Here is a 24,109-nt window from a genome sequence, read left to right as displayed (position 1 = left end):
CGGTTCGACAATGGGGAAGATGACCGATGACGAGCTGAGCGCGCACGGCGGCGAGATCGGGCCGGCCGAGCGCCTCGCCATGAACCGCACCGGCAGCTTCGACTGGGACCTCGACACCGGCCACATCGATGTCGACGACGCGGGCCTGCTGGTGTTCGGCCTTGCCGCGGACGAGTTCGACGGGCGGCCCGCGACGCTCCTGCGCGGCCTGGACCCGCAGGAGCGGGTCCGTCTGGAGGGCGTGGTCCGGCACGCGATCACCGGCGGCGAGAACTCGTACTCTGCGCACGTACGGGTCGAGGCGGCCGACGGGACACCCCAATGGACGCAAGTGCAGGCCCGGATCCTGCGCCGGGACGACGGCCGGGCGCACCGGATCGTGGGGATCGCGCGGGACGCGACGGCCGAGGTGACGCACTCGGCTTTCGTGATGGACCTGGAGAAGCGCCGCGAGGTGCAGACGAGCATCGTGGAGCGGACGACGCACGCGCTGTCGCGGGCGGTGACCGTGGACGACGTGACGGCGTCGCTGACCGGCCCCGGCGGGCTGGCGCGGCTCGGCGCCGACGGCCTGTGCCTCGGCCTGGCGGAGAACGGCTCGCTCAATCTCATCGCGCTCAGCGGCGAGTCCCTGGAGGTCCTCGACGACTTCCGCAGCCGCCGCCTGGACCGCGGGCTGCCGCTCGCCGAGGCGGTGCTGAGCGGCCGGCCGCGGTTCGTGAACTCGTTCCAGGACCTGGGCCGGGACTTCCCCGAGCTGACCCCGTACGTGAGCCGGATGCCGTTCCGCTCGGCCTGCTACCTGCCGCTGATCGCCCAGGCCCGGGCGCTCGGCGGGATGGTGCTGTTCTACCGCCGGCCCAGCTCGTTCAAGGCCGACGAGCGCAATCTGCTGCTCGGTCTGGCGGCGATCGTGGCGCAGTCGCTCCAGCGGGCGATCCTCTTCGACGAGGAGCGGGAGCTGGCGACCGGGCTGCAGGCGACGATGCTGCCGCGCCGGATCCCGCAGATCGCGGGCGGCGAGATCGCGGTGCGCTATCACGCGGCGTGGAGCGGTCGGCAGGTCGGCGGCGACTGGTACGACGTGATCCCGCTGCCGCGCGGGCGGGTCGGCGTCGTCGTGGGCGACGTCCAGGGCCATGACACCCACGCGGCCGCGATCATGGGGCAGCTGCGGATCGCGCTGCGGGCGTACGCGGGCGAGGGCCACGCCCCCTCGACGGTGCTCGCCCGGGCCTCCCGCTTCCTCGCCGAGCTCGACACCAACCGCTTCGCGACCTGCACGTACGCGCAGGTGGACCTGGCCGGCGGCACGGTGCGCGGGGTGCGGGCGGGCCACCTGGGGCCGCTGATCCGGCACACGGACGGCCGGGTGGGCCGGCCGAAGCTGCGCGGCGGACTTCCGCTGGGGCTCGCGACGGTCTTCGGGGACGAGGAGTTCCCGGAGACCCGGCTCGACCTGGTGCCGGGCGAGACGCTGGTGCTGTACACGGACGGCCTGGTCGAGCAGCCCGGCACGAACATCGAGTCGGGGCTTGAGGCGCTCGCGGAGGCGGTGAGCAGCGGCCCGCCGCAGGCGGAGGCGCTCGCGGACCACCTGTCCGAGACCTTGTGGGAGCGGTGGGGTTCGGGCGACGACGTGGCGCTGCTCGTGCTGCGCCGCACCCCCGACCCGGGCACGCCCCGGGCGCCGCGCATCCACCAGTACATCCACCAGGCCGATCCACAGGGCCTGTCGGACGCCCGGGCGGCGGTGGGGCAGGCGCTCGTCGACTGGGGCATGCCCGAACTCGCCGACGACGCCGAGCTGTTGACCGGCGAGCTGCTCGTCAACGTGCTGCTGCACACGGAGGGCGGCGCCGTGCTCACCCTGGAGGTGCTGCCGGAGCCGGTGCGCCGGGTGCGGCTCTCGGTGCAGGACCGGTCGAGCGCCTGGCCGCGGCGGCGCACCCCGGGCGAGGCGGCGACGTCGGGGCGCGGGCTGCTCCTGATGGACGCGATCGCCGCGCGGTGGGGCGTGGAGCCGCGCGGCGAGGGCAAGGCCGTGTGGTGCGAGATCGGGCCCGAGCCGGCGGACGGCTCCGCCGGCGGATTCCCCGTCGTGGCGGACTGAGCGAAGGACGGTGCGGCCGATGGATCCGGTGGCGGCCCTGGAGCGGATCGCGTTCCTCCTGGAGCGCTCACAGGCACCCGCCTACCGGGCCCGGGCCTTCCGCACGGCCTCGGCGGCGGTCACGGAGCTCGGCCCGCGGGAGGTGGCGCGGCGCGCGGCCGCGGGCAGCCTGGAGTCGGTGAAGGGCATCGGGCCGAAGACGGCGGCCGTGGTGCGCGAGGCGCTGGCGGGGCAGGTGCCCGCGTATCTGCGGGACCTGGAGAAGGAGCTGGAGGACTCGCTCGGAGTCCCCGGGGAGACGGCCGGCGGCGAGCGTCTGCGGGCCGCGCTGCGCGGCGACTGCCACGTGCACTCGGACTGGTCGGACGGCGGCAGCACCATCGAGGACATGGGGCGCACGGCACTGCGACTCGGCCACGAGTGGACCGTTCTGACGGACCATTCGCCCAGCCTGAAGGTGGCGCGCGGGCTGTCGCCCGACCGGCTGCGCGAGCAGCTGGACGTGGTGGCCGCGCTGAACGAGCAGTGGGCTCCCTTCCGGCTGCTCACCGGCATCGAGTGCGACATCCTGGAGGACGGCTCGCTCGACCAGGAGCCCGAACTCCTCGACCGGCTCGACCTGGTGGTGGGCTCGGTGCACTCCAAGCTGCGGATGGACGCCCGGGCGATGACCCGGCGCCTCGAACGCGCGGTGCGCGATCCGCTGATGGACGTCCTCGGTCACTGCACCGGCCGGCTGGTCGCCGGCGGCCGACTGCGCCCCGAATCGGAGTTCGACGCCGAACGGGTCTTCGCGGCCTGCGCCGAGTCCGGCACGGCGGTCGAGATCAACAGCCGCCCGGAACGCCTCGACCCGCCCCGCCGGCTGCTCCGCGAGGCGGTGGCGGCGGGCGTGTACTTCGCGGTCGACACCGACGCGCACGCGCCGGGCCAGCTGGCGTGGCAGATCCTGGGCTGCGCGCGGGCGGAGGAGTGCGGGGTGCCGGCGGAGCGGGTGATCAACACGTGGCCGGCGGAGCGGCTGCTGGCGTGGACGCGGGAATGACCGTGATGACCGCCGGACGGGAACGGGGGCGGTGGCGGAATCCGCCACCGCCCCCGAGCGGGTCATCAGGCGAGCCGGAGTGCCTCAGCCTTCAGTACCGCGGGCCTTTCAGTACCGCAGGTCCTTCTGGTCCGTGATCACGCGACCGGCGATGTACAGGTTCCCGTCGGAGTCCAGGATCCCGATGATCTTCTTCGTGGAGCCGTGGTGGGTCGTGAAGTAGATCTTGTCCGCCTCCTGGGAGGTGGAGAAGTTCGTGTTCACGGAGAGCTCGATGCTCACCGGCGAGCTGATGAGCACGTCCTTCTTGGGCGAGTTCGGGTAGACCTGGTTGTCCCGCAGCTTGACCCGACCGTGGGTGTCGCCCTCTTCCCAGTCCGTCGCCAGTCCGAGATCGATGTCGGCCATGAGGCTTCCTCTCCAGTCCAGTTGTTCCGGCGGATGCACGAGGGACCTTATGCAGCTCCGATCACCGGAAGGGACCAGTCCGTCGAACTACGTCAGGCTAGATGAGCAGATGACCGGATTTTGGCTAATTCACGGCACACGGGAGGCCGAAAGGGAGAGAGCACTCATGCCGCCCGGAGCGGCGGAAAGGGGACCAAGCGGAGGTCAGGCGCGCTGCCAGACCGTGGTCACGTTGCAGAACTCGCGGATGCCGTGCCCGGACAGCTCGCGCCCGTACCCGGAGCGCTTCACGCCGCCGAACGGCAGCGCGGGGTGGGACGCGGTCATGCCGTTGACGAAGACGCCGCCCGCCTCCAGGTCGCGGACGAAGAAGGCGATGTCCTCGTCGTTGCGAGTCCAGACGTTCGAACTGAGGCCGAAGGGCGAGTCGTTGGCGACGGCGACGGCCTCCTCGATGTCGGCGACCGGGTAGAGCGTGGCGACGGGGCCGAAGGCCTCCTCGCGGTGGATGCGCATGGCCGGGGTGATGCCGGTCAGGACCGTCGGCTGGTAGAACCAGCCGCGCGGGAACCCGTCCGGGCGGGCGCCGCCGCACAGCACGGTCGCGCCGACGGCTACGGCGTCGTCGACGAGGGCCTCCAGGTCGGCGCGGCCCTGTTCGGTGGCGAGCGGGCCGACGTCGGTGTCGTCGTCGAGCGGGTCACCGACGTTGAGGGCGTTCATGGCGGCGGTGAAGCGTTCGGCGAAGTCGTCGTAGACGGCCTCGTGGACGATGAACCGCTTGGCGGCGATGCAGGACTGGCCGTTGTTCTGCACACGGGCGGTGACGGCGGTCTTGACGGCCCGGGGCAGGTCGGCCGAGGGCATCACGATGTACGGGTCGCTGCCGCCGAGCTCCAGGACGGTCTTCTTCACCTCGTCGCCGGCGATGGCCGCGACGGAGCGGCCGGCCGGTTCGCTGCCGGTGAGCGTGGCGGCCGCGATCCGCGGGTCGCGCAGCACGCCCTCGACGGCGCCGGAGCCGATCAGCAGGGTCTGGAAGCAGCCCTCGGGGAAGCCGGCGCGGCGGAAGAGGTCGCCGAGGTAGAGGGCGGTGCGCGGCACGTTGGAGGCGTGCTTGAGCAGGCCGGTGTTGCCGGCCATCAGCGCGGGCGCGGCGAACCGGATCACCTGCCAGAGCGGGAAGTTCCACGGCATGACGGCGAGGATCGGGCCGAGCGGCCGGTAGTGCACCCGGGCCAGGTCGGCGCCCGAGTCCTGCACGTCGCGCTCGGCGGGCTGCTCGTCGGCGAGCAGCGCCTCGGCGTTCTGCGCGTACCAGCGCATGGCCTTGGCGCACTTGGCCGCCTCGGCGCGGGCCGCGACGATCGGCTTGCCCATCTCGGTGGTCATGGTGCGGGCGATGTCCTCGGTGTCCTCGTCGAGCAGCACCGCGGCGGCGCGCATCAGCCGGGCGCGCTCGGCGAAGGAAGTGGTGCGGTACTGGCGGTACGCCTCGTGGGCGGCGTCGACGCGCCGCTCGACCTCGGCGGGCCCGTGGGCCTCGTACGTGCGCAGCGTCTCGCCCGTCGCCGGGTTCACGGTGGCGATGCCCATGTCGTCTCCTCGTTGCCTGGAGCCCCCGCAGACGTTCTCCCCCACGGTCAACGTCTCGCGGACCGGGTCCGGCCGCAATCGGGGCGGGACGGCGGGGTGACCCGCGCCCGGTCACGCGACTCCGGCCACCCAGCGCAGGGCGCCCGCCAGGTGGGCGCGGAAGACGGGATCGGCGTACGACTCCGGGGTGTGGCCGAGCGCGGTGAACAGCACCCGGCCCCGGCCCGGCACGGCCTCCCGGCACCACACCAGCGGGTGGTCGGCGCCCAGGGTGCCGCCGCGGTAGCGGGTCTCGTCGGCGCGGGCGAGGACGCGCACGCCGGCGGCCCGCGGGTTGGCGGTGAAGTTGTACCACTCGTCGGTCCACTCCCAGCGGGCCGGCAGCGCGGCCGTCGCCGGGTGCCCGGCGTCGTCCACGAGGACCGTGCCGGGCTGGATCTCGGGGTGGCCGCCGAAGCGGGTGCCGAGCAGTTCGCCGTAGAAGGGCCAGTCGGGTTCGGCGTTGGCCGCCGCGTGCACGGCGAGCACGCCTCCCCCGCCCCGCACGTACGCCTCGAAGGCGGACCGGCCCTCGTCGGTGAGCACGGTGCCGGTGGTGGAGAGGAGGACGACGGCGGCGCAGCGGGCCAGCCGGGCGGGGGTGAGGGCGGCGGGGTCCTCGGTGCTCTCGGCGGTCAGGCCGGCGGTGCGGGCGAGGGCGGCGAGGGCGGCGGTGCCGGCGGGAATGGAGTCGTGGCGGTAGCCGGTGGTACGGGTGAAGAGCAGGACGTCCCGGCCGCCGCCGGTGTCGTTGCCGGGCACGCTACGCATTCTCCCCCGCCACTCGGAAAGCGCTTTCTCCCGCGACCCTAGCCAGCGAAAACGCCGCGCCGCAAGGCCCCGGCCTGCGGCAGACTGCGCCGATGGACCTGCTCACCCGGCCGCACCGCGCCCTCGCCCATGTCTCCGCCCGTGCCACCGGCGGCCCGCTCGACCCGGCGCTGCGCGTGACGCTCAACTTCCACCCCACCTTCCTCGCCCGCCTCGCCGAGGACGGCGTCTACCGCTCCCAGTTCGTCACCGGCACCAGCAACGGCGGGCTCACCGCGCACCCGGGCGGCGACCGCTGGCGCTGGGAGAGCCGGATCTTCGGGGGCGCGTACGACGACGCCCCGGCGCACGAGCGGCCGGTGTACGGCGCGCTCGACCACCGGCGCCGCCCCTTCGGCGCCGCGCCGCGCTACGGCTCCGCGCATCTGCGGCTCGCCGCCGCCGCGCTGTCCCGGACCACCTTCTGCTATCCGGACAGCGTCCTGGAGCCGACGGACTTCGGCGTCGTGGAGCGCACGGCGCCGCTGATCGCGCTCGCGCTCGCCGACGGCAAGGACGCGCTCGACGACTACGTGGAGGCCCAGGTGCACGGGCCGGTCGAGCTCGCGCGGGACGTGGAGGCGCTCGTCCTCGACCCGTCGTTCCGCGGCACGGAGGTGGAGGCCGCGGCCCGGGCGCTGCCCTGCCCGGTCGAGTGGCACGCCGGCTTCCGGCTGTCGGTGGCCGAGCTGCGGCGGCACCCGGAGTTCCGGGGCCCCGAGTTCGTGGAGCTCGGCGCCGCGCTGGCCGTGGACGGGTGGCTGGATCCGCGGATCGTGCAGGAGGCGGCGGAGTCGGGGCGGTACGACCGGCAGGACGTGAAGCGGGTGTGGCACCTGCTGGCCCGGTTCGGGGCGCCCGACGCGTAGGGCGCCGCGGGTGAGCGGTGAGGTCATTGCCGTATCGGATACATCTCTGTATCTTCTGGCGCGCCCGCACCCCCGACGCCCCGCACTCCCGTCCCCGCCCGGAGGCCTCCATGAGCACCCTGCCGCCCGCCCTCGCCGCCGCCGTCGGCCCGCTCCCGGAAGGGGTCACGCTGCCGCTGCCGCCGCGCTTCGATTCGGTCGAGGAGGAGCGGCGGTACCGCAAGGAGCAACTGGCCGCCGGCTTCCGGATCTTCGGCCGGTTCGGCTTCTCCGAGGGCGTCGCCGGGCACATCACCGTGCGCGACCCGGAGGATCCGGACACCTTCTGGGTCAACCCGTTCGGCATGAGCTTCACCCAGATCAAGGCGTCCGACCTGATCCGCGTCGACCACGACGGCCGGGTGATCAACGGCCGTCGCCCGGTGAACCGTGCCGCCTTCGTCATCCACTCCCAGGTGCACGCGGCCCGGCCGGACGCGATCGCCGCCGCGCACTCGCACTCGCTGCACGGCAAGGCGTTCTCCAGCCTGGGCGTGCCGCTCGACCCGATCACCCAGGACGCCTGCGCGTTCTTCGAGGACCACGGGATCTACGACGACTACCGCGGCGTCGTCAACGAGCTGGAGGAGGGCGAGCGGGTCGCCAAGGCGCTCGGCGCGTACAAGGCGGTCATCCTCAAGAACCACGGACTGCTCACGGTCGGCCAGTCGGTCGCCGAGGCGGTCTGGTGGTTCGTCACGATGGAACGCTCCTGCCAGGCCCAGCTGTTGGCGATGGCGGCGGGCACCCCGCAGCTCATCGACCGCGAGACGGCGCTGCTCACCCGCGGTCAGATCGGCTCGCCGCTGGCCGGCTGGTTCCAGGCCCGTCCGCTCTGGGACCAGATCACGGCCTCGGACCCGGACCTCCTCGACTGAGCCGAAGGTCTTCTAGACGGCCCGGGCCGGGCGGGTGGAAGCCTCCAACAGCGGTGCCAGGAAGTCGCGTTCGAGGCTGCCCGGCGGCAGTTCGCCCGGTTCGACGTAGCTCTGGGCGAGGCCGCCCTCGCGCAGGGCCACGATCAGCCGGGCGAACCGGTCGGCGTCCACGGTGAGTTCGCGGCCCGCGCGGCCGAGGACCAGTTCCAGGCCGCGGGCGAGTTCCGCGCGGAGCCGGGCCTCGTGGCGGGCCAGCACCCAGGCCGCCTGCGGATCGCGGATGGCGTGCAGCGTGAACTCCATGCTGACCAGGTACCAGTCGCGCTCGTCCGGCTCGACCCGCGCGGCGAGTCCGGCTAGCCGTTCCAGGGTGTACTCCTCCGGCCCGAGCGCGTCGATCGACTCGGCGAGCCGCCGCACGATCTGCTCGCCGTGCTCGTCGAAGAGCGCGAGGAAGAGCTCTTCCTTGCTGGCGAAGTTCGAGTAGTAGGCGCCCCGCGTGAACCCGGCGCGCTCGCAGATCTGCTCGATCGACACCGCGTGGAAGCCGTGCTCGGCGAAGGTCTCCAAAGCCGCCCGCAACAGGGCCGCGCGGGTGCGGGGACGGCGTTTGGTGACACCTTTCGGCACGGGTGGTTCCTCCTTCGGGCCCCCGCGCCGGGCGGCCGGGGGTCGGTCGGCCGTCCACGATACCGGCGGCTCGCCCGGGCGCGGTCCGGCCGCCGACGATAGGATTCATCGCATGGGAGAGCGGCCCGTCGCGCCCGCCGCACCCGAGCTGGTCCTCGAGATCGACGGGGACGCGACCTTGATGAACCCGAGCCGCGTCTATCGCATCGGGCGCGACCCCACCAGCGACTTCGTGCTGGCCGACGCCCGGGCGTCCTGGCACCACGCGGTGCTGCGCGCGGTCGACGACCACTGGACGCTCGAAGACGCCGGCAGTACGAACGGCACCTTCGCCGACGACCACCGGGTGGGCCTGAGCATGGTCGGCCCCGGCACGGTCATCCGCTTCGGCCACCCGACGGAGGGCCCGATGGCGGTCCTGCTCGCGGCCGCGCCGCCGGAGCCCGTACGACCGCAGCCCGCACGCCAGGAACCGGCGCCACCGGAGCCCGTACGCCAGGACCCGGCGCCGGCGCCGGCGGAACCTGGCCAGCAAGAGCCCGTACGACAAGAACCGGCGCCCCCGGACCCCGTACAGGAGCAGCCCCCGCACCCCGGACCCGTACCGCCCTCGCCCCCGCACCCCGCGCCCGCGTCCCCCGGCCCCCCGCCGCCGCCCCGTCCCTCCGCCGTCTCGTACCCCGCGCTCACCGGCACCTTCCGGCAGCCGACCTCCGTGCGTCCGCTGCCCGTGCACACCGTGCGCATCGGCCGGGCCGCCGACAGCGACCTGGTGGTCGACGACCTGACGGTCTCGCGCCGGCACGCGGAGCTGCGGGCGGCGCCGGACGGCACGTACTGGATCCATGACCTCGGCAGCCACAACGGCACGTTCCTCAACGGCCACCCGGTCACCGAGGCGCGGGTGACGGCCGAGGACGTCATCGGCATCGGGCACCACGCGTTCTGCCTGATCGGCGGGAACCTCGTCGAGTTCACCGACACCGGCGAGATCTCGCTCGACGTGCAGGAGCTGGCCGTCACCGTCGACCACGGCCGCAAGACGCTGCTCGACGCGGTGTCGTTCCCGGTCGGCGAGAAGTGCCTGCTCGCGGTCGTCGGCCCGTCCGGCGCGGGCAAGTCGACGCTCCTGAACGCCCTGACCGGGCAGCGGCCGGCCGACCGGGGCACCGTGCTCTACGACGGCCGTGACCTGTACCGGGACTACGCGGAGCTGCGCCAGCGCATCGGACTCGTCCCGCAGGACGACATCCTGCACCTCCAGCTGACCGTGCGCCGGGCCCTCGGGTACGCAGCCGAGCTGCGCTTCCCGGAGGACACCGCGCCCGCCGAGCGGCGCGCCCGGGTCGACGAGGTGATCGACGAGCTGGGCCTGCAGGAGCGGGCCGGGCAGCCGATCCACAGCCTGTCCGGCGGTCAGCGCAAGCGGGTGAGCGTGGCCCTGGAACTGCTGACGAAGCCTTCGCTGCTCTTCCTCGACGAGCCGACGTCCGGGCTCGACCCGGGCATGGACCGCTCGGTCATGCACATGCTGCGCGGGCTCGCCGACGACGGGCGGACGGTCGTCGTCGTCACGCACAGCGTGCTCAGCCTGGACGTGTGCGACCGGCTGCTCGTGCTCGCGCCCGGCGGCCGCGTCGCCTACTACGGTCCGCCCGGCGACAGCCTGGACTTCTTCGGCTTCGCGCAGTGGCCGGAGGCGTTCGAGGCGTTCGAGAACGACCGGGAGCGGGACTGGGCGGGCCGGTACCGGTCCTCGCGCTTCCACCACCGCTACATCGAGGAGGCCACCGTACGGCCGCCCGCACCCGGCGCGGGAGCGGCGGAGCACGAGCCCGCGCCGCCCCCGCCGCCGAAGGCGCAGAGCTGGGGCGCCCAGCTCCGTACGCTCGTCCGGCGGTACGCGGCCGCCCTGTCCGCCGACCGGACCTTCCTGGCGATCATGGTCGCGCTGCCGTTCGTCATGGGCGCGATGGCCCGCGCCCTGTCCGAGGGGAAGCTCAATCCCGAGTCCACGCTGAACGTGCTGCTGATCCTCTGCGTCGGCGCCGTTCTCACCGGCGCGGCGAACGCGGTGCGCGAGCTGGTCAAGGAACGCACCATCTACCGCCGCGAGAGAGCCGTGGGCCTGTCCCGCTCCGCGTATCTGATGTCCAAGGTGGTCGTCCTCGGCGTCATCACCGTCGTGCAGGCGGTGGTGCTGACCCTGGTGGCGCTGATCGGCGTCCCGCTCGGCGCGCCCGGCGGCAAGGGCGTGCTGATGCCGCCGCTGCTCGAACTGACACTGGCCGTCGCGCTGCTCGCGTTCACGGCGATGATGCTCGGCCTCTTCGTGTCGGCGCTGGTGCGCAAGGAGGAGGTGACGATGCCGCTGCTCGTCCTCCTCGCGATCGTCCAGGTGGTGTTCTGCGGCGCGCTCCTGAACGTGCGCGGCACGCCGGTCCTGGAGCAGCTGGCGTGGCTGGTGCCGTCACGGTGGGCGTTCGCCGCGATGGGCGCGACGATCGACATCGGCGCGATCGTGCCGGGCGAGAAAACCGCCGATCCGCTGATGAACCACACGGTCGGCGCCTGGCTGTTCGACATGGGGATGCTGGTCGTGCTGTCCGTCGTGCTCGGACTCCTGGTGGCGCGGCTGCTGCGCCGGCACGAGCCGGTCGTGATGCGGAAATAGACGGCGGAGGTGGCTGTGGTCGCTGTGGATGGCGTGCCGGAGTACGTGCCGGACTTCCGGCCCACGCATGTGGTGCCGCGCGACGGGCTGCCCGCCTGGGAGGCGCCCGATCCGGCCGTGCCGACGGCGCCGCTCGACGCGCTGCTGCCGGTGCAGCTGCTCGACCGGGTCGGCGACTGGGGCCAGGTGCTGTGCTCCAACGGCTGGTCGGCGTGGGTCGACGCCCGGCTGCTCGTCTCCGTGCCGGCCGATCCGCCCGCCGCCGGCCGGGCCCTCGCCCGGACCGCCGATCCGCGCCCGCTGATCGCGCGGGCCGAGGACGCGCTCGGCCGCTACCGGCGGGCGGCCGAGGAGCTGGCCGCGGGGCACGCGGACGGCGAGACGTTCCGGCAGCGGACCCGCGGGCTGCGGGTGGGCATGGTGGTCGACGGCGAGTCGGTGTGGCTGTACGACGCGGAGCACGAGCGCTGGGTGTTCTGCGACGGCACGGGGCTGAGCACCTACGCGGCCTCCGCGGCCCCTTCGGCCGCGACGCCGCCCGCCGAGGCGGTGCACGAGCCGACGCAGGTGGTGCCGCGGCTGGACGCCGAGGGTCCCGGGGCCACCCAGGTGGTGCAGGAACAGCCGGCGGCCGGGCCGGGTGACGCCGGATGACGCGGGCGCCCGGTGACGGCACCGTGAGCGGCACCGGCGACGGCGCCGGGCCTGCGAACGGTGGCGGCGCCGGGCGTGCGAACGGTGGCGGCGCCGACGGGGCCGCCGGGCGCGGCGCCGGCGGTGGCCGTGGCCGTGGGGCCGATGCCGACGGCGCGCTGCCGGCCGGGCGGGAGTCCGGGCTCGCGGGGAAGCGGATCGCCGGGTACGTCGTCGAGGCCGAGATCGGGCGCGGCGGCATGGCCGTCGTCTACCGCGCGCACGACCTGAACCTCGACCGCACGGTGGCACTGAAGCTGCTGGCGCCGGAGCTGGCCCGCAACGACACCTTCCGCAAGCGCTTCACGCACGAGTCACGGGTGGCGGCGGCCATCGACCACCCGCACATCGTGCCCGTCTTCGAGGCGGGTGAGACGGAGGGCGTGCTGTACATCGCGATGCGCTACGTGCCGGGGCAGGACCTGCGGGCGCTGCTGGACCGGGAGGGGCCGCTGGAGCCGGTGACGGCGGGGCGGATCGCGGTCCAGGTGGCCTCCGCGCTCGACGCGGCGCACGCGCACGACCTGGTGCACCGGGACGTGAAGCCCGGCAACATCCTGGTGGCCGAGGGCACCGACCGGGACCATCCGGAGCACGTCTACCTGACCGACTTCGGGCTGACGAAGAAGTCGCTGTCGCTGACCGGGTTCACCACGGTGGGGCAGTTCGTCGGGACGCTCGACTACGTGGCGCCGGAACAGATCTCCGGCAAGCCGGTGGACGGCCGCTGCGACGTCTACAGCCTCGCGTGCGTGGTCTTCGAGACGCTGACGGGCGTGCCGCCGTTCCGCCGCGACGACGACATGGCGTTGCTGTGGGCGCATCAGTACGATCCGCCGCCTCCGCTGTCGGAGGAGCGGCCGGGGCTGCCGGAGGCGGCCGACGCGGTCTTCGCGAAGGCGCTGGCGAAGACGCCGGAGGAGCGGTACGGGACGTGTCTGGAGTTCGTCGCCGAGCTGCGGGCGGCCGTGGAGCGGGGCCGGCGGTCGAGGTCGGCCGTGTCCGGCGGGAGCGTGGCGAACGCCGTGAGCGGGAAGTGGCCGCAGGGGCCGCCGCCGGAGCCGCCGGCGTGGGCGCGTCCGGTGTTCCGGGAGCTGTGAGCCGCTTCGGGGCGTCAGGCGCGGGCTCGTCGGGCGTCGTGCCGTCAGGCGCCGTTGGGGGGCGTTTTTCGTCGGGTGTCGTGCTGTCAGGAAGTCGTTGGGGGCGTCGTTTCGTCAGGCGTCGCCGGGGGCGTCGTCTTGGGGGTCTCGACCTCGCCGCGGCGGTGCACGGGCCTGGCGAGGAGCCCTCCGAGGAAGCCGGCGACCAGGCCCCAGAGCAGGGCGAGGCCGACGGTGGCCCAGATGTTCGGGCGCAGCACGACCGTGGCGCCGAGCGCGTCGAGGTCGCCGATGCCGATGACCGACAGGCCGAAGTGGGCCTCGACGAGGGTCAGCGGGGTGACGACCAGCATGGCGAGGGCGAAGCCGATGCCCAGGTGGAGGGCGTGCCGCCAGGGCGGGATGCGGGCGGGTGAGCGGGCGGCCATGACGAACGCGGCGGCGAGCACGAGCACAACGGCGACCGGCAGCAGCCACCAGGCGCGGGCGTCGTAGGAGGCGAGGGTGGACAGGTCGACGGTCGACAGGTCCTTGCCGCCGTTCCCGCCGCGCAGCACCTCGTCGAGGATCTGCGGCATGGGCAGGCCGAACGGGCCCTCGGCGCGGCCCTGCCAGGAGCCGCCGATGCCGATGCCGAGCGCGAGCCAGGAGACGTTGGGCAGGCCGAGGAGCAGCACGGCGAAGGTCTGGGGGACATGGCCCTTGGTGGCCGCGACGACCAGGCCGATGACGAGGCCGAGGACCACGTACGCGAGCAGCAGGAGCAGCAGCGCGGACGCGGCGGGACGGACGGCCTGGTGGTGCCGGACGAGCCGGGGCGGCAGCGGCGTGCGGCGGGAGACGAGCAGGGCGATGACCAGGACGCCGAGGATCCACAGCAGTCCGTAGAAGAGGGTGGGGCCGACGTCGGTGCGGAAGCCGACGCTGGGGTTGGTTGCGTCGAGGAGGCCCTTGAACAGGTCGGCGAGGTCGCCGGTCGTCGTGGCTTCCTGGTCGGCGCCGCCGAGGCTGATCGGGAAGTCGTGGCGGGCGAGCGCGGAGACGCCGGCGAGCGCGGCCAGCCAGAGCACTACGGTGGGCACGGCGAGCGCGAGCAGCCGCCGTCCGCGGGCGACGGCGTGGTGGCGCAGCGGGCGCAGGAACAGGAATCCGGCGACGAGTGCGCCCACCAGGGTGACGGTGAGCGGCATGGCGGTGAGTTCGGCCTGGGTGCCGGCGAGGGATCCGGCCTGGCCGGAGAGGCCGACCTGGCCGCCGGCGGCCATCACGACGACCGCGGCGGCGACGGACGCGAACGCGCCCGCGCCGCCCGGCAGGTCGGCGGCGCCCGCGGCCCACAGGCCGAGGACGGCGGTGACGCCCATCGCGAGGAAGCCGGCGACGACGGTGCCGAGCGCCGCCGCCAGGTCGCGGGCGAGGTGTTCGCCGAGGTCACCGGGGGCGGACGGGCGGGGGGAGGTGGGGAGCCGCGTGCTCACCCTGCCCACGCTAGTACCGGCGGGTGCGGTCCGCTTGCGGGCTGCACCCGGTTGACGCACACAATGGGCGCGGAACGGAAGAAAGGGAAACAACGTGACTTCCCACCCGCCGTCCGGGCAGCCCTCGGTCCCTCCCACCGGCCCGCCTTCGGGCCCTCTCTCGGGCCCCGGCACGCGCCCCGGCCAGACCACTCCCCCACCTCCTACCGGCCCGCCGAGCGGCGGTTCGAGCGGCGGTTCGGGTGGCGGGGGCGGTGGATCCGGCGGCGGGGGCGGTGGATCCGGCGGCGGGGGCGGCGGTACGGGCGGAGGCGCGGCGAGCGGCGGTGGCGGCGGGGGCCCGTGGTGGCGCTCGGTGCCCAAGGTCGCCTCGCTGACGGCCGTGCTGGTGGCGGCGGTCGCGCTCATCGTGGTGCTGACCCAGCGGGGTGACAACGGCGGTTCGAACCAGGCCGGTTCGGGCGGCGGCGAGGTCTTCCTGCAGAACGCCGCCGCCACCGGCCCCGATCCGTTCACCCGCTCGACCGCCCGCACGACGGGAGCCACGATCTCCCCGCCGGCACTGCCGAGCGAGAGCGGCGGCGACACCAACGCGGCGCGCACCGTGACGGGTTCGACCCCCGGCCTCTACGGCGGGACGCGGCACACCGCGAGCTGCGACGTCGAGCAGCAGATCCGCTTCCTCGCCGACGAGCCCGCCAAGAACGCGGCCTTCGCCTCGGTCATGGGCGTCTCGGCCGGTGAGGTGCCGAGTTTCCTGCGCTCGCTGACGTCGGTTCAGTTGCGGGTGGACACCCGGGTGACCAACCACGGCTTCCGTGACGGCTCCCCGGTCGCCTTCCAGTCGGTGCTCCAGGCCGGCACGGCGGTCCTGGTCGACGGCCACGGGGTGCCCAGGGTGCGGTGCGCCTGCGGCAATCCGCTGACGCCGCCGGTGGCGCAGAAGGCACCGAAGCAGGTCGGCACGGCCTGGCCGGGCTTCCGGACGAGCAACGTGGTGGTCGTGAACCCGTCGGTGACGGTGATCAACGTCTTCATCATCTTCGACCCGAACACGGACGGCTGGATCGCCCGGAAGCCGGGCTCGGCGGGCCATGAGCACGACCGGCCGACGACTCCCCCGCCGCCGCCCTCGCCGTCCACCTCGCCCACGACGTCCCCGTCGACCTCGCCGTCCACGTCGCCGAGCAGCCCGGTGCCTTGTGTGACGGTGACGGGCACCGAGACCCCGACGCCCACCAACAGCGTGACCCCCTCGCCCTGCCCGTCCAGCCTGTCCTCGCCGCCGGCGTCGTCCTCGTCGAGCAGCCCGCCGCCGTCATCCCCCTCGACCTCCGAGCCGCCGTCGCAACCGGCGTCGGAGCCGGCCTCGGCGTCGGCACCGGCGTCCGAGTCCGCGTCGTCGGCCGGGCCTTCGACGGTGTCCTCGGCACCGGAGTCGCAGCCCCAGTCGGCGGCCGTGCTGCCCCCGCCGAGCGCCTCGGGCTCCACGTCCTCGTCGCCGTCCGCGTCAGTGTCCTCGAAGTTCTCGGGGTTCTCGAATGCGGCGACGCGGCCGGGGAGTCAGCCGCTGATCTGAGTGGGCGGGGCGTACGCCCCGGCCTCCGGCACGCCGCTACGGGCGTGCCGCCGCAGCACCCGCGCCTCACCACGGCGCAACGCGGGGCCCGGGACCACCAGTACGGGGCCCCGGGCCCCGGCCATGACCGCCCGCAGCACCGGCCGCCGCCCCAGCCGGCCGAACCGGCCCCGGCGCGGGCTCGTCCCGAGCACCAGCAGGTCTCCGGTCCGCCCGGCCGCCCCGAGCAGCGCGGCGGCCGGCGCGTCCCGCACGATGCGGCGCTCCACGGCGACGGCCTCGGGCAGGCCGCCGAGCCCGTCGTCGAAGGCCCGCGCGAGCCGCTGCCGGGCCTCGCCGGCCCACATCCGGGCCCAGGCACGGTCCGGGTTGCGCGCGTGGAGGGACTCCCCCTCGGGCGGTTCCCAGGCGAGGACCGCCAGCAGTGCGGCGTCTTCGCGGTGGGCGAGCGCGGCGGCGTGGCGGAGGGCGGCGAGCGAGGCGAGCGAGCCGCTGACGCCGACGACGATCCTGGTCATGCCCGCGCTCCGCGGCGCAGCGCCCGGCGCAGGGACTGGATCCAATAGGCGATATCCCGCGCGCTGGATCCGATGTCCGGCGTCCTGGATCCAGGATCCGAAGTCCTGGATCCCACGGCCCGCGTGGTGGATCCACCATCCCGGACCTTGGATCCGATATCCCGTATGGGGGATCCACTCCCCCACCGCCGCAGGATCGGCTCCTCGGCGCGCCGCTGCCACGTCCTTTCGTCACGGTCGGTGAAGTGCTCAGCCATCTCCCCACGCTCCTTTCCCCAGGGCCACCAGGCCACTGAAAAGGAGTCTGTAGCCTTATTGGCCTGGACAGCACAGCCAATAGGGAGTGATTGGCATGGCAGAGGGTCGAGTGATCCGCAGCGTGGTCACCCTGCCGGACCGCATGCTGAGCGGGCGGCAGCTGGCGGCGCTGCTCACGCCGCCCGTCGAGGGCCGGTTCGGTTACCGCGAACTGGCCCGGGCGGTGCGGCAGGCGCTGCTCGACGGGCGGGTCGCGCTGCGGATGCGGCTGCCCGCCGAGCGCGAGCTGGCCACCGCGCTCGGGGTGAGCCGGACGACCGTGACCGCCGCCTACGACCTCCTCCGCGAGAGCGGTTACGCGCACAGCCGGCAGGGCGCCGGCACCTGGACCGCGCTGCCCGAGGGCGAGTCGCCGACCGGGCCCGCCGCCCTGCACGGGGACTCCGACGCGCTGATCGACCTGGCGCTGGCCGCGCCCGAGGCTCCGGCCGGTCTGCTGGCCGAGGCGCTGGCGCGGGCCGCCGAAGAGCTGCCCCGGTTCGCGACGGCGCAGGGCTACCACCCGTACGGGATCCCGGAGCTGAGGGCCGCCATCGCCGACCGGTACACCGCGCGCGGACTGCCCACGCGGCCCGAGCAGATCCTGGTCACGACCGGCGCCCAGCAGGCCGTGGCGCTCGCCCTCGCGCTGCTCGGCGGGCCGGGCGACCGGGTGCTCGCCGAGAACCCCTCGTACCCCAACGCCCTGGACGCGATGCGCGGCCGGCGGCTGCGCATCACCCCCGTGCCGGTCACCGAGACCGGCTGGGACAGCGGGCTGATCGACGCGGCGCTGCGGCAGACCGCGCCGCGGCTCGCGTACCTCATCCCCGACTTCCACAACCCGACCGGTCGGCTGATGCCCCCGGAGCAGCGGCGGGAGGTGGCCCGGGCCGCGCGGGCCACCGGGACCTGGCTGGTCGTGGACGAGACGCTCACCGACACGGCCCTGGACGTGCCGGCCCCGGCGCCGTTCGCGGCCACGGCCGGGCCCGGCAGCGGCGAGCAGCTGATCACGGTCGGTTCGCTCAGCAAGAGCTGCTGGGGCGGGCTGCGGGTGGGCTGGGCGCGGGCCTCCGCGCGCGTGGTGACCGAGCTGGCCCGGGTGCGGATCACCCACGACCTCGCCGGTTCGGTTCTCGACCAGCTCGTCGCCGTCGCCCTGATGGACCGCGTCGACCCGCTGCTCCCGTCCCGCGCGGCCGAGCTGCGGCGGCGCCGGGACGCGCTGGTGACGGCGCTCGCCCGGCACGTGCCGGAGTGGCACTGGACGCTGCCGCCCGGGGGCCTCTGCCTGTGGATCGACCTGGGCCGGCCGATCGCCTCGCAGCTCGCGGCGCGGGCGCTGCGGCACGGTGTGCGGGTGGAGGGCGGCGGCCGGTTCGGCGTCGACCCGGGCACGCACGAGCACCGGCTGCGGATCCCGTACGCGCTGCCCGCCGAGGTGTACGAGACGGCGGCCGAACGGCTCGCGGCGGCCCTGGAGGGCGCCCCGGCCCGGTTCGCCGACCCGGGCCTGCCCGACTGGGTGGCCTGAGGCGGATCACACCGATAATCGGATGCCCGGGGCAACGGGCCTGTGTACGGTCGTACGAGTGGAACCACTGACCGACAAAGAGATCCGCGCGTCCTTCGTGAACTGCACGAAGGGTGACGCGGCCCGGCTGAAGCTGCCGCTCGACTTCGCCGAGCTGCCCTGGCCCGACCTGGACTTCCTGGGCTGGGTGGACCCGGGCGCGCCGCTGCGCGCCCATCTCGTCGTGCCGCGTGCCGAGGGCCCGGTCGGCGTGACGCTGCGGGTGCCGGCCGTCGGCCGGACCAGCGCGATGAAGTCGAGCATGTGCCAGATCTGTCTGACCTCGCACGCCTCCTCGGGCGTGACCCTGCTGGCCGCGCCGCTGGCGGGCACCCGCGGCCGCGAGGGCAACACGGTCGGCACCTACCTCTGCGCCGACCTCGCCTGCCCGCTGTACGTGCGGGGCCTGCGGCAGCCCAAGCTGCGCGGCCGCCGGCACGAGGAGTCGCTGACCGTGGAGGAACAGGTCGCGCGGATGACGGGCAACCTCGACGCCTTCGTGGACCGGGTGACGGCCGGCTAGCGGCCGTCACCCCTCATCCCGCACGTCAGCGGAAGGCCTGCTCGCCGGTGAGCGCCTTGCCGATGACCAGGGAGTGGACCTCGCTGGTGCCCTCGTAGGTGAGGACCGACTCCAGGTTGTTGGCGTGGCGCAGCACCGGGTACTCCAGGGTGATGCCGTTGGCGCCCAGGATGGTGCGGCACTCCCGGGCGATCGCGATGGCCTCGCGGACGTTGTTCAGCTTGCCGACGCTGATCTGCTCGGGGGCGAGCGTGCCCTGGTCCTTGAGCCGGCCGAGGTGGAGGGCGAGCAGCATGCCCTTGCCGAGCTCCACGGCCATGTCGGCGAGCTTCTGCTGGGTGAGCTGGTACGAGGAGAGCGGCCGCGCGAACACGGTGCGGTCGCCCGCGTACGAGATGGCCGTCTCCAGGCAGTCGCGGGCGGCGCCGAGCGCGCCGAAGACGATGCCGAAGCGGGCCTCGTTCAGGCAGCCGAGCGGGCCGGACAGACCGCGGGCCCCGGGGAGCACGGCGTCGGCGGGCAGCCGTACGTCCTCGAAGACGAGTTCGCTGGTGACGCTGGCGCGCAGGGACAGCTTCTGCTTGATCTCGGGCGCGCTGAAGCCGGGGGTGTCGGTGGGCACGACGAAGCCTCGGACACCGTCCTCGGTGCGCGCCCAGACGACGGCGACGTCGGCAACGGAGCCGTTGGTGATCCACATCTTGGTGCCGTTGAGCACCCAGTCGGAGCCGTCCCGCTTGGCGTTGGTGCGCATGGCGCCCGGGTCGGAGCCGGCGTCCGGCTCGGTGAGGCCGAAGCAGCCGATGTACTCGCCGGCCGCCATCCCCGGCAGCCAGCGCTGCTTCTGCTCCTCGGAGCCGAACTTCCAGATCGCGTACATGGCGAGCGAGCCCTGTACGGAGACGAGCGAGCGCAGTCCGGAGTCGACCGCCTCCAGCTCCATGCAGGCGAGGCCGTACGCCACGGAGTTGGTGCCCGCGCAGCCGTAGCCCTCCAGGTGCATGCCGAGGACGCCGAGCCCGCCGAGGGTGCGGGCGAGTTCGCGGGCGGGGATGGCGCCCGACTCGAACCACTCGGCGATGTGCGGACGCAGTTCGCGGTCGGCGAGGGCCCGCACGGTGCGGCGGATCTCCCGCTCCTCGTCGGTGAGCAGTCCGTCGATCGCGAGCAGATCGAGAGGGTGGACGGGCGACGACTGCGACGAACGCGTCGGCTGCGGCGACGACTTCACGGACGGCCTCCTGGCGACTGTGGCAACTCGGCGAGCGGAAGCGTAGCCCTAGATTGGATATTGGATCCAGTATTGAATATCTGATCTCCTCTGCATACGGTCCGCTTGGATCCGATGTCCGGGATCCCACCTCTGGGATCCGATGTCCGGGATCCGATGTCCGGGAGGAGCGGTATGCACGCGGAACAGCCCGGGGCCGCCCCGCCCGGCGCCCTGTCCGGGATCGTCGTCGCGGACTTCGGCCGGGTGCTCGCCGGCCCGTACATGACGATGCTGCTCGCCGACCTCGGCGCCGAGGTGGTGAAGATCGAGCGCCCGGGCGCGGGCGACGACACCCGCGCATGGGGCCCGCCGTTCGCCGACGGCCAGGCCACCTACTTCCTCGGCGTGAACCGCAACAAGCGGTCCGTGGCGCTCGATCTGACCGACCCGGCGGACCTGGAGACGGCCCGGGCGATCGTGGACCGCGCCGACGTGCTGGTCGAGAACTTCCGGCCCGGGACCATGGACAGGCTCGGCCTCGGCTACGAGCGGGTGCGGGCGTCCAACCCCGGTCTCGTCTACTGCTCCGTGACCGGCTTCGGCTCGGCCGAGGGCGCCCACCTGCCGGGCTACGACCTGCTGGTGCAGGCCATGGGCGGGCTGATGAGCGTCACCGGCGACCCGGACGGCCCCGGTACGAAGGCGGGTGTGGCGCTCGTCGACGTCATCACCGGGCTGCACGCCGGGATGGGCGTCCTGGCCGCGCTCCGGCACCGCGAACGCACCGGCGAGGGCCAGCGTCTGGAGGTCTCGCTGCTGACCTCGCTGCTCTCCGCGCTCACCAACCAGGCCGCCGCGCATCTCGCCGCGGGGGTCGTGCCGCGCGCCCTGGGCAACCGGCACCCGAGCATCACCCCGTACGAGGTGTTCGAGGCGAGCGACCGTCCACTCGTCCTGGCCGTGGGCAACGACCGGCAGTTCCGGGCGCTGTGTACCCGGATCGGCAGCCCCGCTCTGGCCGACGACGCCCGTTTCGCCACCAACACGGCCCGGGTCGCGCACCGCGAGGAGCTGGTGGCGGCGTTGTCCGAGCGGCTCGCCGGGCGCACCGCCGACGCCTGGTTCGAGGAGCTGACGGCGGCCGGGGTGCCCTGCGGCCCCATCAACGACCTGGCCGGTGCCTTCGCGCTCGCCGACCGCCTCGGCCTTGACCCGCGGGTGCCGGACCGGGCCGCCGGACCCGGGCAGGTGGCCCACCCGGTCTCCTTCGGCGCCACCCCGGCCGCCTACCGCTCCGCTCCGCCGCGCTTGGGCGAGCACACCGCCGAGGTCCTGGCCGAGCTGGGCCGACGCCCCGCCGGACCGGACGGGCCCTGACGGTCGGCGACGGTTGTCCACAGGGCGGGAGGGGCCGGACGACAGGTTGTCCACAGGCCACGACGGTGTGTCGGCGGGCCGTAGGAAGATGTACGCCACGCAGTCGAGGGAAGGGGCACCGCCGATGAGCAGCGCGGTGGAGAGGAAGCGGCCGCCGACCGCCCAGCAGTTCGTCCTGGAGGAGCTGCGACGGGCCATCACCAGCGGGGAGTTGCGGCCGGGCGACCCGATACGGCAGGACACGCTGGCGGCGCGGCTCGACGTGAGCCGGGTGCCGCTGCGCGAGGCCCTGAAGACGCTGGAGGCCGAGGGCCTGGTGGTGCACCACGTCCACCGGGGCTATTTCGTCGCCGAGTTGTCCCTCGCGGACCTGGAGGAGATCTACCGGATCCGCGCGCTCCTGGAGACCGAGGCGGTGACCGCCGCCTTCGCCCGCATGCCGGAGGACGTGCTCGACGCCCTGGAGCGGATCCAGCCGGAGGTTGAGCGGGCGGCGGACGCGGGCGACGTGTCGGCCATGGCCGAGGCGAACCGGCGCTTCCATTTCACTCTGGTCGAGGCTTCGGGCCTGCCGCGCCTGGTGCGCCTGATCGCCACCCTGTGGGACGCGACCGACGCGTACCGCTCGCTGTACTACGCCGACGACGCGCACCGCGAGGTCGCCGTCCACGAGCACCGGGCGGTCATCTCGGCCGTGCGCGAGCTCGACACGGCCGCGGCCCTCCACTGGCTCGACGAGCACCGCCGCCACGCCGTCAGCGCGCTGCGCGAGGTACTCGCGCGCGAGTGACGGCAGCGTCGGGAGTGACGGGAGCGACCGGGTGCGTCCGCCGGGAACGCGGCCGACCATGGAGGAGGGGCCGTCCGCCCGCCGGGAGGCACCGACGATGCGCAACGACCGTGACACGCTCCGTGGCACGTCAGGGCGGCCCGTCCTGGACGTGCTCATCGTCGGCGCGGGCCCCGTCGGGCTCACCGCGGCGGCCGAGCTTCGCCGGCATGGCACCACCGTGCGGATCGTCGACCGGCTGCCGGCCCGGCTGCCCTTCGCCAAGGCGGTGGGCATCCAGCCGCGCACGCTGGAGATCTGGGACCGGATGGGCTTCGTCCGGGCGGCCCTGGAGGCCGCGGTGCCGCTGCGCGGACAGCTCGTGTACGTGGACGGCGTCGAACGGCCCCGGCTGGAGCTGACGCTGCCGGACGACGTGCCGTACCGCTTCGCGGCGCTGCCGCAGTACGAGACGGAGCGGATCCTGGAGGAGTTCCTGGCACGGTTCGGCACCCGGATCGAACGCGGCACGGAGCTGGTGGGCTTCGAGCAGGACGAGGACGGGGTGACCGCCCGGCTCGCCAGGGCCGTGGAGGGCGGGCCGCCGGCCGAGGAGGAGGTGCGCTGCCGGTATCTGGTGGGCTGCGACGGCGCGCACAGCGCGGTGCGCAAGGGACTCGGGCTGGGCTTCGAGGGCGGCGCGTTCCCCGAGGAGTTCATGCTGGGCGACGTGGAGGTGGACTGGGACCTGCCACCGGGGTACGGCGTGCGCTCCACGCACCGCGGCGCGGCCGGACACCCCGACGAGGCGCTGGTGGGCATCCCGCTGCCGGGCCGCGGCCGGTACCGGATGTCGATGACCGTCCCGCCCGAACTGACCGCGGCCCGGCGGGCCGAACTCACCGCGGCCGACGGGACCGGTGCCACGGTGGAGGCCGTGGCCGACGAGGTCACGCACGGCCTCGACAGCGGCGGCCACACACCGTCGCTGTCGGACATCCAGGCCGTGCTCGACCGGCTGTCACCGCGCCCCGTCACCGCTTCCGCACTGCGCTGGTCGTCGGTGTTCCGGATCAGCCACCGGCTGGTCGACCGGTACGGCGTGGGGCGGGTGTTCGTCGCCGGGGACGCCGCCCACATCCATCCGCCGACCGGCGCCCAGGGCATGAACACCGGCATCCAGGACGCCTACAACCTGGCGTGGAAGCTGTCCCTGGCGGCCGCGGGCTCGGCGGGACCGGACCTGCTCGCGAGCTACGACGCCGAGCGCCGCCCGGTCGGCGCCGAGGTCGTCGGCCGCACGGTGCGGCACGCGAAGGAAGGCGTGCAGGCCGATCCGGAGGCCCCGGCCACGCTGCTGCTGCGCGAGGCACAGCTGCTCGTCGGCTACCGCGACAGCCCGGTCGTCGCCGCCCCGGACCCGGCGGACGACGGCGCGGGACCCCGGCCCGGCGACCGGGCACCCGACTGCACGGGGCTCACCGAGCCGCTCGCCTCGTATCCCCTGCGCCTGTACGACGTGCTGCGGGACCGCGGCCATGTGCTGCTGCTCTACGGCGCCGCCGAGTCCGACGGCCTAGCCGAACTAGCCGAGCGAGCCGCCGAGTTGTCGGGCGGCGCGGTGCGGGCCTGCGCGGTGCTTCCGGGTGGCCCGGGGGCGGCCGGGGACGGCCGCGGCGGGCCGGCGATGCCCGTGTACCGGGACGCGGACGGCCAGTTCGCCCGCCAGTACGCCGCAGGGACGCCAACCGCCTTCCTCGTACGGCCCGATGGCTATCTCGGCGCCCGGCTGCGGCCGCCCGCGGCGGCGTCCCTGGAGGCGTACCTCCGGGGTGTCTTCCGCATCTGAGCGGGCGCGGGCTCGCCGTGCGGGGGCACGGCGGCG

20 protein-coding genes are annotated in these 24,109 nt (G+C 74.1%); 13 read left to right on the top strand and 7 right to left on the bottom strand.

The window, feature by feature from the left end; all coding sequences use genetic code 11:
• Nucleotides 1-19 precede the first annotated feature (19 nt).
• Nucleotides 20-2,113 carry a SpoIIE family protein phosphatase gene (locus ACFYU9_RS17245; protein WP_389345250.1) on the top strand — a complete coding sequence of 698 codons (2,094 nt, stop codon included), beginning with the start codon at nucleotides 20-22 and terminating at the stop codon, nucleotides 2,111-2,113.
• A 19-nt stretch (nucleotides 2,114-2,132) separates the two neighbouring features.
• Nucleotides 2,133-3,158 carry a PHP domain-containing protein gene (locus ACFYU9_RS17240; RefSeq protein ID WP_389345249.1) on the top strand — a complete coding sequence of 342 codons (1,026 nt, stop codon included), beginning with the start codon at nucleotides 2,133-2,135 and terminating at the stop codon, nucleotides 3,156-3,158.
• 108 nt (nucleotides 3,159-3,266) lie between these two features.
• Here ACFYU9_RS17240 and ACFYU9_RS17235 read toward each other — a convergent pair whose 3' ends face one another.
• The 3 genes from ACFYU9_RS17235 to ACFYU9_RS17225 all read right to left on the bottom strand — a co-directional run bounded on the left by ACFYU9_RS17235 (nucleotide 3,267) and on the right by ACFYU9_RS17225 (nucleotide 5,963).
• Nucleotides 3,267-3,566, bottom strand: a complete 300-nt coding sequence (locus tag ACFYU9_RS17235; RefSeq protein WP_389213703.1) for a DUF6342 family protein — start codon at nucleotides 3,564-3,566, stop codon at nucleotides 3,267-3,269.
• 204 nt (nucleotides 3,567-3,770) lie between these two features.
• Nucleotides 3,771-5,162 (bottom strand): NADP-dependent succinic semialdehyde dehydrogenase, encoded by a 1,392-nt coding sequence (locus ACFYU9_RS17230; RefSeq protein ID WP_389345248.1) that lies wholly within the window; start codon nucleotides 5,160-5,162, stop codon nucleotides 3,771-3,773.
• Nucleotides 5,163-5,273: 111 nt separating this feature from the next.
• Complete coding sequence (locus ACFYU9_RS17225; protein WP_389213697.1) at nucleotides 5,274-5,963, bottom strand: ThuA domain-containing protein; 690 nt, start codon at nucleotides 5,961-5,963, stop codon at nucleotides 5,274-5,276.
• Nucleotides 5,964-6,064: 101 nt separating this feature from the next.
• On the opposite strand from ACFYU9_RS17225, the gene ACFYU9_RS17220 reads away from it, so the two are divergent.
• Both ACFYU9_RS17220 and ACFYU9_RS17215 read left to right on the top strand, forming a co-directional pair.
• The gene (locus ACFYU9_RS17220) at nucleotides 6,065-6,880 is read left to right on the top strand and encodes a DUF3626 domain-containing protein (RefSeq protein WP_389345247.1); all 816 of its coding nucleotides are present in this window, start codon (nucleotides 6,065-6,067) and stop codon (nucleotides 6,878-6,880) included.
• A gap of 110 nt (nucleotides 6,881-6,990) precedes the next feature.
• A complete protein-coding gene (locus ACFYU9_RS17215; RefSeq protein ID WP_389345246.1) occupies nucleotides 6,991-7,797 on the top strand; it encodes a class II aldolase/adducin family protein in 807 nt (268 codons plus the stop codon).
• 12 nt (nucleotides 7,798-7,809) lie between these two features.
• Here ACFYU9_RS17215 and ACFYU9_RS17210 read toward each other — a convergent pair whose 3' ends face one another.
• On the bottom strand, nucleotides 7,810-8,427 hold the full coding sequence (locus ACFYU9_RS17210) for a TetR/AcrR family transcriptional regulator (RefSeq protein WP_389213689.1): 618 nt from the start codon (nucleotides 8,425-8,427) through the stop codon (nucleotides 7,810-7,812).
• 112 nt (nucleotides 8,428-8,539) lie between these two features.
• On the opposite strand from ACFYU9_RS17210, the gene ACFYU9_RS17205 reads away from it, so the two are divergent.
• From ACFYU9_RS17205 to ACFYU9_RS17195, 3 genes are read left to right on the top strand one after another with little or no spacing between them, the layout of a single operon-like run.
• Nucleotides 8,540-11,101 (top strand): FHA domain-containing protein, encoded by a 2,562-nt coding sequence (locus tag ACFYU9_RS17205; RefSeq protein ID WP_389345245.1) that lies wholly within the window; start codon nucleotides 8,540-8,542, stop codon nucleotides 11,099-11,101.
• A gap of 15 nt (nucleotides 11,102-11,116) precedes the next feature.
• A complete protein-coding gene (locus ACFYU9_RS17200) occupies nucleotides 11,117-11,755 on the top strand; it encodes a hypothetical protein (RefSeq protein ID WP_389345244.1) in 639 nt (212 codons plus the stop codon).
• Nucleotides 11,752-12,894, top strand: a complete 1,143-nt coding sequence (locus ACFYU9_RS17195) for a serine/threonine-protein kinase (RefSeq protein WP_389345243.1) — start codon at nucleotides 11,752-11,754, stop codon at nucleotides 12,892-12,894. The genes ACFYU9_RS17200 and ACFYU9_RS17195 overlap by 4 nt, the downstream gene beginning before the upstream one ends.
• Nucleotides 12,895-12,980: 86 nt before the next feature.
• On the opposite strand, the gene ACFYU9_RS17190 is transcribed toward ACFYU9_RS17195, so the two are convergent.
• Nucleotides 12,981-14,381 carry a streptophobe family protein gene (locus tag ACFYU9_RS17190; protein WP_389345242.1) on the bottom strand — a complete coding sequence of 467 codons (1,401 nt, stop codon included), beginning with the start codon at nucleotides 14,379-14,381 and terminating at the stop codon, nucleotides 12,981-12,983.
• A gap of 346 nt (nucleotides 14,382-14,727) precedes the next feature.
• On the opposite strand from ACFYU9_RS17190, the gene ACFYU9_RS17185 reads away from it, so the two are divergent.
• Nucleotides 14,728-15,951, top strand: a complete 1,224-nt coding sequence (locus ACFYU9_RS17185; protein WP_389345241.1) for a DUF6777 domain-containing protein — start codon at nucleotides 14,728-14,730, stop codon at nucleotides 15,949-15,951.
• Here ACFYU9_RS17185 and ACFYU9_RS17180 read toward each other — a convergent pair.
• Entirely contained in the window at nucleotides 15,936-16,469 is a 534-nt protein-coding gene (locus ACFYU9_RS17180; RefSeq protein ID WP_389345240.1) for a universal stress protein, read from the bottom strand. The two genes, ACFYU9_RS17185 and ACFYU9_RS17180, sit on opposite strands and share 16 nt — an antisense overlap.
• Nucleotides 16,470-16,821: 352 nt before the next feature.
• On the opposite strand from ACFYU9_RS17180, the gene ACFYU9_RS17175 reads away from it, so the two are divergent.
• Nucleotides 16,822-18,303, top strand: a complete 1,482-nt coding sequence (locus tag ACFYU9_RS17175) for a PLP-dependent aminotransferase family protein (protein ID WP_389213671.1) — start codon at nucleotides 16,822-16,824, stop codon at nucleotides 18,301-18,303.
• Nucleotides 18,304-18,361: 58 nt separating this feature from the next.
• The gene (locus ACFYU9_RS17170; RefSeq protein ID WP_389213669.1) at nucleotides 18,362-18,865 is read left to right on the top strand and encodes an FBP domain-containing protein; all 504 of its coding nucleotides are present in this window, start codon (nucleotides 18,362-18,364) and stop codon (nucleotides 18,863-18,865) included.
• A 25-nt stretch (nucleotides 18,866-18,890) separates the two neighbouring features.
• Here ACFYU9_RS17170 and ACFYU9_RS17165 read toward each other — a convergent pair whose 3' ends face one another.
• Nucleotides 18,891-20,096, bottom strand: a complete 1,206-nt coding sequence (locus tag ACFYU9_RS17165) for an acyl-CoA dehydrogenase family protein (RefSeq protein ID WP_389345239.1) — start codon at nucleotides 20,094-20,096, stop codon at nucleotides 18,891-18,893.
• A 174-nt stretch (nucleotides 20,097-20,270) separates the two neighbouring features.
• Here ACFYU9_RS17165 and ACFYU9_RS17160 point away from each other — a divergent pair, with 174 nt between their 5' ends.
• From ACFYU9_RS17160 to ACFYU9_RS17150, 3 genes are all read left to right on the top strand, one after another.
• Nucleotides 20,271-21,455, top strand: coding sequence for a CaiB/BaiF CoA transferase family protein (locus tag ACFYU9_RS17160; protein WP_389345238.1), 1,185 nt, complete (start codon nucleotides 20,271-20,273; stop codon nucleotides 21,453-21,455).
• 124 nt (nucleotides 21,456-21,579) lie between these two features.
• On the top strand, nucleotides 21,580-22,245 hold the full coding sequence (locus ACFYU9_RS17155; RefSeq protein ID WP_389213662.1) for a GntR family transcriptional regulator: 666 nt from the start codon (nucleotides 21,580-21,582) through the stop codon (nucleotides 22,243-22,245).
• Between the two features lie 97 nt (nucleotides 22,246-22,342).
• On the top strand, nucleotides 22,343-24,073 hold the full coding sequence (locus ACFYU9_RS17150) for an FAD-dependent monooxygenase (protein WP_389345237.1): 1,731 nt from the start codon (nucleotides 22,343-22,345) through the stop codon (nucleotides 24,071-24,073).
• Nucleotides 24,074-24,109 lie beyond the last annotated feature (36 nt).

This window comes from Streptomyces sp. NPDC004327, from assembly GCF_042873935.1.
Lineage (GTDB): Bacteria > Actinomycetota > Actinomycetes > Streptomycetales > Streptomycetaceae > Streptomyces.
This window is presented reverse-complemented; position numbering and strand designations above follow the sequence as displayed.

Bases quoted from the DNA above. Each gene is read 5' to 3' on its own strand.
- ACFYU9_RS17245 (WP_389345250.1), top strand. From the start codon at position 20: ATGACCGATGACGAGCTGAGCGCGCACGGCGGCGAGATCGGGCCGGCC.
- ACFYU9_RS17240 (WP_389345249.1), top strand. From the start codon at position 2,133: ATGGATCCGGTGGCGGCCCTGGAGCGGATCGCGTTCCTCCTGGAGCGC.
- ACFYU9_RS17235 (WP_389213703.1), bottom strand. From the start codon at position 3,566: ATGGCCGACATCGATCTCGGACTGGCGACGGACTGGGAAGAGGGCGAC.
- ACFYU9_RS17230 (WP_389345248.1), bottom strand. From the start codon at position 5,162: ATGGGCATCGCCACCGTGAACCCGGCGACGGGCGAGACGCTGCGCACG.
- ACFYU9_RS17220 (WP_389345247.1), top strand. From the start codon at position 6,065: ATGGACCTGCTCACCCGGCCGCACCGCGCCCTCGCCCATGTCTCCGCC.
- ACFYU9_RS17215 (WP_389345246.1), top strand. From the start codon at position 6,991: ATGAGCACCCTGCCGCCCGCCCTCGCCGCCGCCGTCGGCCCGCTCCCG.
- ACFYU9_RS17205 (WP_389345245.1), top strand. From the start codon at position 8,540: ATGGGAGAGCGGCCCGTCGCGCCCGCCGCACCCGAGCTGGTCCTCGAG.
- ACFYU9_RS17195 (WP_389345243.1), top strand. From the start codon at position 11,752: ATGACGCGGGCGCCCGGTGACGGCACCGTGAGCGGCACCGGCGACGGC.
- ACFYU9_RS17180 (WP_389345240.1), bottom strand. From the start codon at position 16,469: ATGACCAGGATCGTCGTCGGCGTCAGCGGCTCGCTCGCCTCGCTCGCC.
- ACFYU9_RS17175 (WP_389213671.1), top strand. From the start codon at position 16,822: ATGGCAGAGGGTCGAGTGATCCGCAGCGTGGTCACCCTGCCGGACCGC.
- ACFYU9_RS17160 (WP_389345238.1), top strand. From the start codon at position 20,271: ATGCACGCGGAACAGCCCGGGGCCGCCCCGCCCGGCGCCCTGTCCGGG.
- ACFYU9_RS17155 (WP_389213662.1), top strand. From the start codon at position 21,580: ATGAGCAGCGCGGTGGAGAGGAAGCGGCCGCCGACCGCCCAGCAGTTC.
- ACFYU9_RS17150 (WP_389345237.1), top strand. From the start codon at position 22,343: ATGCGCAACGACCGTGACACGCTCCGTGGCACGTCAGGGCGGCCCGTC.